Annotated in this window: 11 protein-coding genes; 8 read left to right on the top strand and 3 right to left on the bottom strand. The window is 62.0% G+C overall.

Annotated features, from left to right (window positions below):
* Window positions 1-35: 35 nt before the first annotated feature.
* Entirely contained in the window at window positions 36-803 is a 768-nt protein-coding gene (locus tag FX984_RS25405) for a siderophore-interacting protein (RefSeq protein WP_092356270.1), read from the bottom strand.
* Window positions 800-1,348 (bottom strand): PadR family transcriptional regulator, encoded by a 549-nt coding sequence (locus FX984_RS25400; protein ID WP_027604637.1) that lies wholly within the window; start codon window positions 1,346-1,348, stop codon window positions 800-802. Before FX984_RS25400 ends, FX984_RS25405 begins: the two co-directional genes overlap by 4 nt.
* 520 nt (window positions 1,349-1,868) lie before the next feature.
* On the opposite strand from FX984_RS25400, the gene FX984_RS25395 reads away from it, so the two are divergent.
* From FX984_RS25395 to FX984_RS25365, 7 genes are all read left to right on the top strand, one after another.
* The gene (locus FX984_RS25395; protein ID WP_027604636.1) at window positions 1,869-2,360 is read left to right on the top strand and encodes a CS1 type fimbrial major subunit; all 492 of its coding nucleotides are present in this window, start codon (window positions 1,869-1,871) and stop codon (window positions 2,358-2,360) included.
* Window positions 2,361-2,482: 122 nt separating this feature from the next.
* A complete protein-coding gene (locus FX984_RS25390; RefSeq protein ID WP_146475970.1) occupies window positions 2,483-5,008 on the top strand; it encodes a CS1-pili formation C-terminal domain-containing protein in 2,526 nt (841 codons plus the stop codon).
* Window positions 5,009-5,034: 26 nt separating this feature from the next.
* Window positions 5,035-6,273, top strand: coding sequence for a hypothetical protein (locus tag FX984_RS25385; protein WP_146475968.1), 1,239 nt, complete (start codon window positions 5,035-5,037; stop codon window positions 6,271-6,273).
* Between the two features lie 325 nt (window positions 6,274-6,598).
* A complete protein-coding gene (locus FX984_RS25380; RefSeq protein ID WP_223841662.1) occupies window positions 6,599-7,561 on the top strand; it encodes a hypothetical protein in 963 nt (320 codons plus the stop codon).
* A 15-nt stretch (window positions 7,562-7,576) separates the two neighbouring features.
* A complete protein-coding gene (locus tag FX984_RS25375; RefSeq protein WP_146475966.1) occupies window positions 7,577-8,317 on the top strand; it encodes a molecular chaperone in 741 nt (246 codons plus the stop codon).
* Window positions 8,317-8,847, top strand: coding sequence for a CS1 type fimbrial major subunit (locus tag FX984_RS25370; protein ID WP_223841661.1), 531 nt, complete (start codon window positions 8,317-8,319; stop codon window positions 8,845-8,847). Before FX984_RS25375 ends, FX984_RS25370 begins: the two co-directional genes overlap by 1 nt.
* Window positions 8,848-8,867: 20 nt before the next feature.
* Complete coding sequence (locus FX984_RS25365) at window positions 8,868-9,608, top strand: pilus assembly protein (protein WP_092356285.1); 741 nt, start codon at window positions 8,868-8,870, stop codon at window positions 9,606-9,608.
* Here FX984_RS25365 and FX984_RS25360 read toward each other — a convergent pair.
* Entirely contained in the window at window positions 9,605-12,715 is a 3,111-nt protein-coding gene (locus FX984_RS25360) for a transglycosylase domain-containing protein (protein WP_146475964.1), read from the bottom strand. The two genes, FX984_RS25365 and FX984_RS25360, sit on opposite strands and share 4 nt — an antisense overlap.
* 457 nt (window positions 12,716-13,172) lie before the next feature.
* Here FX984_RS25360 and FX984_RS25355 point away from each other — a divergent pair, with 457 nt between their 5' ends.
* Window positions 13,173-14,591, top strand: a complete 1,419-nt coding sequence (locus FX984_RS25355; RefSeq protein ID WP_146475962.1) for an amino acid permease — start codon at window positions 13,173-13,175, stop codon at window positions 14,589-14,591.
* The last annotated feature ends 49 nt before the right edge of the window (window positions 14,592-14,640 follow it).

The following is a 14,640-nucleotide window of genomic DNA, read 5'->3' as shown; positions in this document are numbered from 1 at the left end:
GGGGTTGTCAGCGGCAGCGGTGTCCTTGTTGAGGCTTACTCCTCTTCGCTGCCTTCCGCACGCCAGTAACCCACCGCCTTGAGGAACGCCTCATTGACCTTGTGGGTGTCCAGCAGCACCCGGCGTACCTGGCGCGACAGCCTGGTTTCGGTGGCGACAAAGCTGTACAACGAACCGCTCGGCAGCGTCAGTTTCTGCACGGTGTCGAGCAGGTCGTCCTGGCCGCGCACGACCCATTTCACCTCCACATCGGCAGCACTTGCCAGTGCCTGCCGTTCCGCCGCATTGGCGATTTCGATCACCGCCAGCACCTTGCGCCCGGCCGGCAATTCTTCCAGGCGCCGAGCAATGGCCGGGATCGCCGTCTCATCGCCGATCAGCAAATAGCTGTCGAACATATCCGGCACGATCATCGAGCCCCGTGGCCCGCCGATGTACAGGTGCTGGCCGACCGTGGCCTGTTCTGCCCAGGTGGAGGCGGGGCCGTCGCCGTGCAGCACGAAGTCGATGTCCAGCTCGCCGATGTCCAGGTCGAAGCGCCGTGGCGTGTAGTCGCGCATCGCCGGTTGCGGGCCGTCGCCCTTGATGTTGAAGGTCGGGCTTTCCAGCGCCGCTTGTTCGGCAGCGTTCTGCGGGAACAGCAGCTTGATGTGATCGTCACTGCCCAGGCTGATAAAGCCCGCCAGTTCCGGGCCGCCCAGGGTGATGCGGCGCATGCGCGGGGTGAGGTCGACTACCCGCACGACTTCGAGGCGGCGCCGTTTGATTTCGTGGGTCACGCGGTGGATGGCTTGCGTATTCATTGAGCTGTCCCGTCGGCAATGGCTTGGGCGGCGCCGTTGAGCAGCGCCGCGACACGAACGATTTCTTCCGGGCTCCAGCGCCCGTGGTGCGAATGCAAGGCATGGCGCAGGTTATGCACGGCCTCGTGGATTTCCGCTGGGCGGTCATGGCCGCGCAGCGAGCGTTTGCTCACGTCCATGCGCAGGCGAATGCCGTCGAGAGCCACTGCCTGTTCGCTTAGGAAGAGACGACCGGCCTCGGTGATTGTGTAGCGTTTTTTTCCACCTTCGGCGTCGCCGGCGATCAATTCGCTTTCTTCCAGGAAGGTCAGCGTGGGGTAGATCACCCCGGGGCTGGGGCTGTAGGCGCCGTCGAACAGGGTTTCGATGCGGCGGATCAAGTCATAGCCGTGGCACGGCTGCTCGGCAATCAGCGCCGGCAGCAGCAGTTTCAGGTCACCCGGTGCGAAGACACGCGGGCCACGCCCACCGCGTTCGCGGCCGGCGCGCTTTTCAAAGCCATCGTGGCGCTCACCGTGGTCTCGGTGGTGATGAGGGTCTCTCATGGTGATGTTCTCTTGTCTGATTTCGATACAACTTAAGATATATCTTATGAGCGATGCAAAATCTTCTGACGAGCGGTGCCGGCAGGCGAGAGCTGCTTCTGAAGGAGCGTCACGACCCACAATCCGTTCCGGCGCTACCATCCTTTATTTGACCGTTAAATGGCGATTTCATGAATTGGGAATAAACTTATTAAGTACGTCTTTAGGCGAAACGCTTGAATAGTTAGAGTCTGCGGTGCGTGTAGTTAATGTCCTACAGATAAATGAATAAACTAAGTAGTATCGAGTGCTTGAAAAGGTAATACATAGATGACAGTTAATATTCAACGTATTGAATAATATTGTTTTTTTCTGTATTGCCCAGTCGTGATTAATTACGCGGTTAAACGAATGTGCTGGCATCGTTGAATGGGTTTTCGAGGGAGTATTTACCGGCGTCGCAAGACACGCATTACGCGATTGCTTGCGGCGCGAGAAACCGTTTCTCAACTAAAGACTGATGTCACTACAGGTACTTAAAATGCTTAAAAAGACCGCTTTCGTGCTGCCACTGATCGCTCTGGCTATTGGCTCTTCCAGCGTGTTCGCTGCCGGCGAAGCTACCAGCGTCATCAACATCAAGGCCACCATTCCTACCAAGCAGTTTCATGTCCAGCCGCGTGATCCCAACTTCGGTCGTGATGAAACCATGGCCTACAACACCGTCAGCGGTGAACTGAGTTCGCTGCGCGCTACCTACGATGTGAAGAACACGGATGGCTCGATCAAGGCCTACATCGAAGGCGGTCCTGCTTCGTTGACCAACGGCACTTCGTCGATCGCACTGACGAACACCTTCAACGGTGTGGTGCTGACCGGTTCGCCGCTGGAAGTGGTCGACGACGCCAGTTCCACCCCAGGTACCCAGGCGGATCTGGTCGTGGCCGCAGCCAAGCCGGCGGATGGCATTTCCGGCCTCTTCACCACCAACTACACCATCGTGTTCGACCACGAGCCACGCGTTACTCCGTAACGCCAAGCCCGTTGACTCAATAAGCCGCGGCTTATTGTTGGGTAGCGGTACCGGTCGGCAGGCAGCGTTTGTCGGTCGATCGGTCTCCCTGTTTTGACGTCCGAATTCAGAGTATTCCGTTCATGTTCCCGATGACTCCCATCGCGGCAGCGCTCGCCCTGTTGTTTTGTGCGGGCGCGTTGGCGGCAGGTACCGCCGACGGTACAACCCCTCGTAGTTTGCTGTCCCAGGCCAAGGGACTGCCGGCGGACTTTGAAGAGCACTTTTTCGACGTGCCGCTGGCGGTCAGGGTTGAGTTGGATCAGGAGTTTGTCTCCGAGGCGATGATAGTCCTGACCCGTGATGACCGCATGACCCTGCTCGACTTTACCGACCACGACGGCAGCGTGATCAAGGACGAAGAGCGCGACCAGTGGGCCGATTACCTGAAACAGGGTGTGGCCCTGGGTGCCTGCGCCAGCAACTGCCCGGATGGGCTCATGGCCGTGCACTACAACCTGGAAAACTCCACGGTGTCGCTGCTGACCGAAAACGCCGAGCGTGATGAGCAGGCGCAGCGCTACTATTTCCTGCCCACCGGTGGCAGCACCGGCCTGATCGTACGCAACCAATTGAACCTCAGCGGCGGCGAAGGCCAGGACCTGGGCGGGCGCTTCGGCATCGACGCCAGCAGCAGCCTGGGCCTGTGGAGCCAGACCCTGAACATGCAGTTCTCGCGCCTCGGCGGTCCCGATGACGACGACCTCAACCACGCGGTGTATGCGCTCTATACCCAGCGCGAGTTGCAGGGCAACTTCCTGCGCCTGGGTTACTTCACCCCCAACGCCGAAGGCCTGACCCGCCAGTTGCGCACCTTCGGTGCCAGCCCGGACACCGCGGTCGGCGTGATGTACGGCAGTTCCGACAGCCTGGTGATCAACAACTCCAAACCGGCGGTCTACCCGATCTACGTCACCGCCAGCCGCCAGGCATCGGTGGAGATTTACCGCAACGGCCTGCTGATCAACACCCAGCCGGTCGGCAGCGGCCTGCACAGCCTGGACACCCGACCACTGCCCGGTGGCATCTATGAAGTGGAAGTGCGCCTGGTGGAAGACGGCCAGATCACCAGCACCACCCAGGAGCTGGTGTACAAGCCCAACAACTGGCGCAACCACGACGAGCGTTGGCGCTACAACCTGTTCGCCGGCCAGGAAAGCAAACTGCTGAGTAATTTCGACGAACAAAGCAGCGGCAGTCCGACTGCCGGCGTTTCCCTCAATTACCTGGCGCATCCCCGTGTGGTGCTGGGTGTATCCGGGCGCCAGGTCAAGGACAACATGCAGTACGGCTCCTCGATCGACTGGACCCTGGCCGACCAGGCCAGCCTGTACGCCAACGTGTACTGGTCGGAAAAGTACGGCACCGGCCTCGACCTCAACGGCTTATACAACTACGGCATGGGCAGCGTGGTGTTCAACCACACCCGCAGCTGGCTCGACACCCGCAACACCTACGAAAACCTGCCCGATGGCACGCGTATTCGCCAGCGCGACATCTTTGTCGGCCAGACCAGCAGTTCGTCGATTTCGGTCAACCATCGCCTGAGCAACCTGCGTTCGATCAATGGCCGGCTGTTCTACAGCGAGGGCAATAACGAAGGCGTCGGCCTGGACCTGGGCTGGACCGAACGCACCCACCTGTTCGGCAACGACGCCAATTGGCGGCTGTCAGTGTTCGACCGGCCCGCCAGCGCCAGCACGGGCGACCGGCGCAACCGCGGGATTGACCTGAGCGTCAGCCTGGCCCTTGGCGCGCCGGGCGAGCAATGGTCCGCCAGTATCGGCACGCGGACTTCCCGCGACGGGACCCGCGACAACAATGCCTCGCTGACCTACCGCAAGGACCTGCAGGACCACATGCTGCAAAGCGTGTCCGCCACGGCAACCACCGACACCTACGGCGTCGGTTTGTCCGGCATGGCCAGTTTCGAAAACGAGTTTGTCAGTGGTGATGGCTATGCCCAGCGCTCGTCGTTCAACAACGAGTTGTCCGGCGGCCTCAACCTGGACAGCACCTTCGCCCTGGGCCAGCAGAAGATGGTGCTCACCAGCCAATACCACGGCACCGGTTCCGGCCTGATCGTGGACGTGGAGACCGACGTCGATGACATCGCCCTGCGCGCCGACGACCTGAGCGGCGGCAGCACGGCCCTGCGCCCCGGCCGCAACTTCATCCCGATCACCGCCTACAAGGGCAGCTCGGTGAGCTTCGACTTCGAAGGCAACCATGCACCCTCGGCCACGATCCAGCCGCCGCGCACGCGCTACCACTTGAACAAGGGGGGCGTGGAGTATCGCAAGATCAGTGTGATGCAAACCGTGACCGTTCTCGGTCGCCTGGTGGATCCCCAGGGCAAACCGCTCAAGGGCTTGCACGTGATCAATCACGCCACCCGTGGGGTGAGCGAGGTTGACGGCTTCTTCTCGCTGGAAATGAACGCCAGTTCACCCACCCTCGAAGTGCGCCGTAACAACCAGTTGCTCTGCCAGTTCCGGCTCGACCCCTCCAAGGCCCGCAGCGAAAACAGCGTGCTGATGATCGGTGACTTGCGTTGCACGCCGGATACGTTGGCCGACTCCACCACCGCCGAACAGATTGCCGGTTGAGCATGATGACGAGACTAAACAACGTTATGAAAAACCCCAGGGCCCGCCCGCCTCGCCGTTTCGCCCTGGGCATGGCCGTCCTGCTGTGTTCCGCTGGCGCAACGGCCGACGAGAACATCACCGCGCGGTTTCGCCCCGACCCGTCCAACCCCATGGTGAACAAATTCGAAAACACCACGCCGATCAGCTCGATCTGCGCCGCGCATATTCCGGCGCGCTGCAAGGCGTTGGGTATTTTCAGCCTGCGGGACACTACCCTCAGGATTAACAGCGTCGCACCGATCATTGCCAATCATGAGGAGGAGCGTCAGGGCTTCATGGTCAAGGTGCCGTCCGCTTGGCGTGACTTGGTCGTGACCCATGCCACCACCCAGGAAACAGAGATCGTTCAAGTCCGGATCGCTGGCATCGGCGGGTATTGGTCTGTCCCCCGGCCTCCAGGCGTTTCGGCATGGGGGCAGCCAGGGATCGCCTGGTCAACACAGTGGCGGTACGCTCCTTCCCCTTGCCAAAGCACCAACCATCTTGCAGCGGGTACCGCGTCCGCTTCGTACTTCTGGCTGACGCCTGAAGGGGCCGGCCCTTGCAGCCGGAAACCGTCACAGGACCTGCTCAGGATGAACGTCAACACCATGGAGTATGCCTACGAACTGCGCACGCCCAACCCCTTGGGCATGTCCAGCGGGCAATACACCGGCAGCATCACCTACACCATGGGCCCTGGCGGCGATTACGATTTCGGCGACGTCATGATGCCCTCCAAGAACGCCCTCACGTTCAACTTCACCTTGAGCGTGGAGCACGACCTCAAGGTCGAAGTACCGCCGGGGGGCAATCGCGTTGAACTGGTGCCCCAGGGCGGCTGGCAGGCCTGGCTGAACCAGGGCCGCAAACCCGCGCGGCTGTTCCGTGACCAGACCTTCAATATCTCCGCCTCGTCGCGCTTCAAGATGCAGTTGGGCTGCGAGCGAACGATGGGCGATACCTGCGCCTTGAGAAACGCCACCGACGGCCACGCAGTGCCGGTGGATGTCAGCGTCAGCCTGCCCCATGGCTTGAGCCACGGGGACGGTGCGCCGGTGAATCGCCAGCCGTTGCTGCTGAGCGGTGCCGGTACCGAGTTGTTTCAACCGGGGTTCTATGTCAACCGACGGCCCGGCACCTTGCACTTCGAGGTCAAGAAAGACTACGCCGAACAGATGCTCGAACGGGGAGGCAGCACCTACTCGGGCCAGGTCACGGTGGTCTGGGATTCGCAAGTATGAAGCGCCGTCAGTTACGTAGTGTTGGAGTAAAGACATGAAGGTGTGGAAACGGATAGGACGTTGCTCCAGCGTTGCGGCCTGTACGCTATTGGCGTTGCTGGCAATGCCCGCAATGGCGGTACACATGAACATCCAGGCTGAGTTTCGGCCGGACCCTGCAAATCCGCATTTGAACAAGTTCGAGAATAAAACCCCGAACACGGGTTACTGCGTGGTTTATCCCGCTCAATGTGCCGCCCTGAATCTATTCAGCCTCAGGGCTGGTATTTCGTCTGAATCCATTGGGACGATTCCTGCGTTTCATACGGATCCCCGGCAAGGAGCAATGTTTAAACTCCCGACGGAGTGGCAGGACCTGACGGTTATCCATCGACAGACCCAGGAAGTGGAAACGGTCAGGGTCCGGATCCTGGGGATCGGTTCGACGTATTCGGTACCGAATCTGGTCAACCTGGTGGGGGGCGGCGTTACTCCTTTGCAGGCGCATGAACGCTTGTGGACCGGTTCTAATTGGGTGTACGCGCCGAGTCCTTGCCGAGGTACCGGGGTGAGCGCCTATTGGGGCGTGTCGTTTGCATTTTTCTGGGGAGCCCCCGTTGGTTCGCTATGTGCCAAGCAGGCCAGGTTCGATATCCCCACGATGCGTTTCAGCCATCTGGAATTTGCCTACGAACTCAGCACGCCTAACCCTTTAGGCATGTCTTCAGGGGAGTACACCGGCAGTCATCAATATACCGTGGGGCCCGGACAGGACTTTGACCTGGGCAACATGATGATGCCCAGCAGTCCTACGCTGACCCTGAACTTCACCCTGTCTGTGCTGCATGAACTCAAGGTCGAAGTTCCTCCCGGTGCAAACCGTATTGAACTGGTCCCTAAAGGCGGCTGGCAAGCCTGGCTGAACCAGGGCCGCAAACCGGCGCGCCTGTTCCGTGACCAGACCTTCAACATGTCCGCATCGTCGCGTTTCAAGATGCAGATGGCCTGCGAGTGGGTCATCGGTGACACCTGCGCGTTGAAAAACACCAGCGACGGCCACCAAGTGCCGGTGGATGTCAGCGTCAGCCTGCCCTACGGCCTGACCCGCGAGGACGGCGCCGCCGTGAACCGCCAGCCGCTGCTGCTCAGCGGTGCCGGCACCGAGCTGTTCAAGCCTGGTTTCTACGTCAATCGCCGGCCCGGTACCTTGCATTTCGAAGTCAAGAAAGATTACGCCGACCAGATGCTCAGCCGTGGCGGCACCACCTATTCAGGCCAGGTCACGGTGGTCTGGGATTCGGAACTCTAACGGGGATTTATGGCGATGAAACATCTGTTGGCGCTGTGTGCGCTGTGCTGGTTGCCGTTGTCGGCGCCAGCGGCTCCCAACATCAACGTCGGGGTGTTCTATGACTACCTCGAAGGTGACAAAAGTACCTACCTGAAACGGATATTCAACGGTGGCGACAGTACGGCGTTCATCAAGGTCTCGGTGATGGAGATCCTCTACAACGCCGATGGCAGCGCCGAGGAGGTCGAGCTCAAGAACACCCCCGGGAATGCCGCGCGCGATGGCCTGATGGCCACGCCGGCCCGCCTGATCGTGCCGCCCGATGGCATGCAGGGCACACGCCTGTTGTACCTGGGCGAGCGGCAAAACGAGCGCTATTTCCGCCTGCGTTTCGTGCCCGTGATGCCCGAGCCCGAGGACGATTTCGTGGTCTCCAGCGAAGAGCGCGAGGCCTACAAGAATCAACTGTCAGCCGGGGTCACGGTGTTGGCGGGGTTCGGCACGGTGTTTTTCGTGCGGCCCAAGGACACCCGCTTCGCCACCCGCATCGATGAGCAACCCGTTGAGTACGGGCTGCATAACGACGGCAACAGCGTGGTGGTGGTCGATGAGTTCAAGGACTGCGCCAGTGGCGATAGCCAGGACTGCCTGCCCGTCACCAAGCATCACATCCTGCCGGGGCGTGCCTTCAGCTTTGCCAGGCAGGCCGGGCGTACCTACCGCTTCACCCTGATCGAGGGCAGCGAAAAAAAACCATATGAGGTCAAAGGCTGATGGTCAGTGAAATAGCCCCAGGGGGCGCGCGCCAGTCGTGCAGACATTGCAAGCTCGTGTTGGCGGCGCTGCTGCTGATGGTGGGCGCATTGCTGAGTACCCAGGCCTTGGCGATCCGTGAAGAACAGGTGTTCGATGTGTCCGTGACCATCCCGACCGCAGACTTTTACGTCCTGCCGATCAACCCCGGGTTCCTGGAGCGCGAGCAAAAAATGGTCTGGGACCTGGTACCCGGGCGCCTGCGCCCGCTGCGCGAGCACTTTGACGTGAAGAGTTCCGCCGGCGGCATCAACGCCCGTCTGGGCGCGTTGCCCACGCTGTTCAATGGCGGGCGCACCTATATCGACTTGAACGTCACCTTCAACGGCCAGGTGCTGGGCCTCGATGACACCCTGGTGGTGCCGCACGACGAGGCGCGCCAGGGCAAGCGCGTGCTGCTGGATATCTCGGCGGTCGAGCCGGCGGATGGTTTTACCCCTGGTGAGTACTACGGCAGCGTCGAGCTGCTGTTCGATGCGGTACGGCCGTGATGATGGGCAGAGGAGTGGTTATGAAGGCTTTATATGCAATGCTGGGTTTGATGCTGTGTTCACTCAATGCCCAGGCCGGGCCGAACATCAACGTCGGTGACTTCTACGATTATTTGCGCGGCGATAAAAGCACCTACCTCAAGCGGGTATTCAACGGCGGCACCAAGACGGCCTTCGTCAAGGTCAATGTCACCGAGATGCTCTACAAGCCCGACGGCAGCTACGACGAGGTGCCGCTCAAGCTCGAAGCCGATGGCAGCGTGCGCAACGGCCTGGTGGCCAGCCCGGCGCGCCTGATCGTGCCGGCGGACGGCATGCAGAGCACGCGTTTTGTGTTTATCGGCGATCGCGACCGCGAGCGCTACTTCCGGGTACGCTACCTGCCGGTCGCGCCCGAGACCGAAGACGGCTTTGGTCTCAGCGACGAAGAGCGCAAAGCCTACGAAGAGACCTTGGTGGGAGGCGTGCAGGTGATGGCCGGCTACGGCACGGTGTTCTTCGTGCGGCCCAAGGACAGCCGCTTCGACACCCGGGTCGAAAACGGCGGGCAGCGTTACACCTTGCGCAATGCCGGCAACACCGTGGTGGTGGTGGATGAGTTCAAGGATTGCGCGGCAAAGGACCGTACATCCTGCGCCCCGACCACCAAGAACCATATCTTCCCTGGCCGGGTGTTCAGCTTTGAAAAACAGCCCGGGCGGACGTATCGGTTCTATCTGGTGGAGGGCACCTCCGAACGCATCATCGAAATCAACGGTTAGTCTGTTGAGGTCACGGCACGAGGCGGGTTGCACAGGGTATGGCCGCCCGGTTGCAGGTACGGCATCAGCACCGGCGCCATGCCCTTGAGCACCTGCACCGGCAGCGCCGAGGTAAAGGTGAAATTCTGCGCGCCGCTGCCGGGCACGAAGGCCGTCAGCGTGCCGAAATGCCGGTCGCCGATATAGAACACAAAGGTCGCGGTACGGTTGATCGCCTTGGAGCTGAGGATGCGCCCACCGGCGCCGATGGCTTCGATGCGATTGTCCCCGGTGCCGGTCTTGCCGCCCATGGCCAGCGGTGTGCCGTCGGGCAGCTTGAAGCTGCCCGACACGCGTTTGGCCGTGCCCGCATCCACCACCTGGGACAACGCGCCGCGCAAGGCGGTGGCGACTTCGCTGGGCATCACCCGCTTGCCTTTGTCGGGGTTGTTCACCAGGCGGGTTTCATAGGGGGTGTCGACGGCAAAGTGCAGGCTGTCGATGCGCAGCGTCGGCTCGCGTACGCCGTCGTTGAGGATCGTGCCCACCAGTTCCGCCATCGCCGCCGGGCGGTCCCCCGAGCTGCCGATGGCCGTGGCCAGGGACGGCACCAGGTGGTCGAACGGGTAGCCCACCGCCTGCCAGCGCTGGTGAATATCCAGGAACGCCTCGACCTCCAGCATGGTGCGGATACGACTGTCGCGGGCGCTCTTGTGGCGGCTCTTGAACAGCCAGCCATAGACTTCCTGGCGCTCATGCTCGCTGGCAGCGACGGCCTGGGTGAAGGTGGCGTCGGGGTGGTTCAACAGGTAGCCGAGCAGCCACAGGTCCAGGGGGTGGACCTTGGCGATATAGCCTTGGTCCGGCAGGTCGTAGGCACCGGGGCCGTAGTCGTTGTAGAGCCTGGCCAGGCGTTCGTCGGTCAGTTTTTCTGCGGCCTTGCTGCCGGTCAGGTGGGAGCGCACGAAGCTGTTGAAGCTCGCCTGGCTGGCCTGGGGCAACAGGTAGCGGTGCACGGCGGCCAGGCGGATGGCGGTAGGGTGCAGGCTGTCGAGAAAGGTGGCGAGCCGCGCCTGGGTGTCCTTGTTGCGGTACTTTTTCCAGAAGCGCAGCAGGAAGGTCGTGCCTTCGCGGTCGGCGAACTGGGCCAGGTATTCCTGGCGCCGTGGGTTGCTGTCGTCCTTGAGCAACTCGGCACTGTTGTTGTCTGCGTGATAGGTGCTGTAGCGCACCAGGTCACGCATCAGGCGAATAAATGGCAGGTTGATCGACTCACGCAGGGCGTCGCGCAACGTCGGGTTGCGGCCGTTGTCTTCATTGCGAAAGTTATGGAAGCGATGCAGGCCGCCGCCGGTAAAGAAGCTCTCGCCGGGGCTGGCGGAATACGACCGGTCGAGGGCGGCCTCGAGCATCTTCGACAGGCTCTTGTCGCTGTTTTGCGCCAGGTAGTCCACGGCCCAGCGCGACAGGCGATCCTGCTCATCGATATCGACTTTTTTCAGTGCAGCCGGTGTCTGGTCGGCGTAGCGCTGGTGCAGTTCGCTGATGATTTGCAGGTAGGTGGTGAGCACCCGCAGCTTGGCGGTGGAGCCCAGTTCCAGCTTGCTGCTCTCGTTGATATCGAACGGCTGGTCGGTGTTGTCGGTCTGCACCCGGACCCGCGCGCCGTCGCCGGTCATCTCGTACAGCGTGAAGCTGTAGCGCACCTGGGCGGTGCTGGCGGGCGTCAGCAGGCGCGGGCCGAGCAGGCCGAGTTGCCCGGCGAAGGCCGGATCGGCCAGGTGCTTGAGGTAGGCCGTGGCCTGGGTTTGCAGCTCATTGTGCAAGGTGCTGGTGGCGGACAGGTCGAGGCGATCCAGGTCATACAGCGGGCGGTTGAGCAGGGCGGCCAGGCGGCTGCGGGCCATGCTGATGCCTTTGTTGGTGTCAATCGCTTGGAGCGTCGGCTGTTGCTGCCAGTCGCGGTAACTCACTGTGCTGGCCAGGGCGGCCCTTGCCAGGGCAGGGTCGATGATCCCGTCCCGCTCCAGCAGGCGGAGGTGGCTGTCGGTCAGGTTCGAAAGTTCCGCGTGGCCTTTGGACAGGTAATGGGAAGGCCGGCGCTGGGCAATCATCAACGACAACACTTCGCGCAGGGCCAGGCCCTTTTGCGCGAGGTCCTGCGGGCGGGTGTCGGCGAGCAACGCGTTGGTGCGGTCGAAGTCGGCGCCGTACCACACACGCAACCCTCCGGCCATGCCATGCACTTCGCCGTGACCGGGCACGGCGGACAACGGCACGCTGTTGAGGTAGTCGCGCACGATGTCCTGGCGCGCCTGCAAGGTCTGCGGGCCATCCCGATAGGCGCGCACGCTGGCGGAAAACATCTGGCGCAGTTTCTCGCCGCCGGACAGCGTCAGCCCGTCAGGGGAGTGGCGGTATTTTTCCAGCTGGGTGGCCAGGGTACTGCCGCCGGCGGTCTGCCCGGGCAAGTGCAACAGCTTGGCCACTTGCGACCACGCCGCCCTGGCGAAGCGCGGCCAGTCCACCGCCGGGTTGGCCTGGGGCTGGGCCGGGTCGAGCAAATCGCGGTTCTCGATGAACAGCAGGCTGTTGACCACCACCGGCGGGATCGCGTCGAAACGCTGGTAGGACTGCTGTGGGTAGGTGAACCGGTACAACGGCTCGGCGCGGCAATCGCTGATCGACAGGCCGGCCTGGATTTTCTCCCCATAAGGCACGAACAGGCCGCGCTCGGCATAGGTCATCAGGGGCGGGGAGAAGCGCACCTGGCTCTGGACCAGATAGTTGCGCTTGAGCAGGCGCGGCAGGAATTCATCCAGGTCGCTGTAGCCCAGGCGTTTGTCGAAAGGCCCGTCACCGGGATAGACCACGGCATCGCTGGGGCCGGGTTCGAGCCGGTAGTTCAAGGTGGCGGCCAGGCGGCTCAGTTCCCGGGCCTGCCAATGGGACGTGCGCATTTCGCGCTGGGCGGCGAACCCTGCGGCGATCAGGCCGATCACCAGCAACAGCCACGCCATTCGCCACCGGTACAGCCGTTTGCGGGAGCGTCGTGGCAATGGCTGTTCGTCCATGCTGTCGGTGGGGGCCGCAGCCTTGGTTGAATCGGTTTGCCATAAAGCGCCCATAGTCGATTGATCCATCCCGGCAGATTGATCGGACTTGATTCAAGCGTAGACGCTGATGGGCACCGCCGAGAAATTTGTCGGCGTGCGGGCGACCCCGTGCAACCCCTGGCGATTCATCGCGGCGAAATCAGCCTGCCCATGGCCCGCACGTGGTTCTTCGACGTGCCGATGTGGGCGCCGCCAGGGTCAGTACGCAGGGCAATGGGCTTAAGCCGCGCACCATTGCCGTGCGATACTCCCACCGCGCAATCGGAGTTCTCCGGGAGTTCCCGCTGAATATTGCCGTTTATAGAGTGAAAATCACTGGGTTGAGCTTTTTATACTGCACCCCCCTGATCTGGCCCGGCCAGACCGGTTGACCCATAAGGTTCACCGGAGACGGCATGCCATGGCTGACCCGCCGTGGCGTGCCGGACTCGGAGGCTCATATCCAATAACAAGACGAGGTTGTATCCCTATGCCAGTCGGCAACCACCTGCCCCATGGCGAGACCGCTTCGGGCGGCCCGCTCAAACGCGAACTGGGCGAACGGCATATCCGCCTGATGGCGCTCGGCGCCTGTATCGGTGTCGGCCTGTTCCTCGGCTCGGCCAAGGCCATCGAAATGGCCGGCCCGGCCATCATGCTGTCCTACATCATCGGTGGCCTGGCCATCCTGGTGATCATGCGCGCCCTCGGCGAAATGGCCGTGCACAACCCGGTCGCCGGCTCGTTCAGCCGCTATGCCCAGGACTACCTCGGCCCGTTGGCGGGCTTCCTGACCGGCTGGAACTATTGGTTCCTGTGGCTGGTGACCTGCGTGGCGGAGATCACTGCGGTGGCGGTGTACATGGGCGTGTGGTTCCCCGATACGCCGCGCTGGATCTGGGCCCTGGCAGCCCTGATCAGCATGGGCACCATCAACCTGATCGCGGTGAAGGCCTTCGGTGAGTTCGAATTCTGGTTCGCGCTGATCAAGATCGTCACCATCATTGCCATGGTGATCGGCGGCGTCGGCATCATTGCCTTCGGCTTCGGCAACGACGGCGTGGCCCTGGGCATTTCCAACCTGTGGAGCCACGGCGGCTTCATGCCCAATGGCGTCCAGGGCGTGTTGATGTCCCTGCAAATGGTGATGTTCGCCTACCTGGGCGTGGAGATGATCGGCCTCACCGCCGGTGAAGCGAAGAACCCGCAGAAGACCATTCCCCGCGCCATCGGCTCGGTGTTCTGGCGCATCCTGCTGTTCTACGTGGGCGCGTTGTTCGTGATCCTGTCGATCTACCCGTGGAATGAAATCGGCACCCAGGGCAGCCCGTTCGTGATGACCTTCGAGCGCCTGGGCATCAAGACCGCCGCCGGCATCATCAACTTCGTGGTGATCACTGCGGCACTGTCGTCGTGCAACGGCGGCATCTTCAGCACCGGGCGCATGCTCTACAGCCTGGCGCAGAACGGCCAGGCGCCGGCCACGTTCGCTACCACCTCGAGCAACGGCGTACCGCGCAAGGCGCTGCTGTTGTCGATCTTCGCCTTGCTGCTGGGCGTGCTGCTCAACTACCTGGTACCGGAGAAAGTCTTCGTCTGGGTCACGTCCATCGCCACCTTCGGCGCGATCTGGACGTGGGTCATGATCCTGCTGGCCCAGCTCAAGTTCCGCAGGAGCCTGAGCCCGGCCGAACAGAAAGCCCTCAAGTACCGCATGTGGCTGTACCCGGTCAGTTCGTACCTGGCCCTGGGGTTCCTGGTACTGGTGGTGGGCCTGATGGCGTACTTCCCGGATACCCGCGTGGCACTGTATGTGGGGCCGGCCTTCCTGGTGCTGCTGACCGTGTTGTTCTACGTGTTCAAGCTGCAGCCGACCCCGGTCGTCCAGGGTTCACAGCCGTCGGCGTGATCCCTTGAGCGCGGGCCGGCCTGTGTTACGACAGGTCGGCCCGCACGGT

Origin of the sequence: Pseudomonas marginalis (genome assembly GCF_008692035.1) — a bacterium.
Classification (GTDB): Bacteria; Pseudomonadota; Gammaproteobacteria; order Pseudomonadales; family Pseudomonadaceae; genus Aquipseudomonas; species Aquipseudomonas marginalis.
Note: the sequence above shows the minus strand (reverse complement) of the source record. Positions and strands in the feature narration are given on the sequence as shown.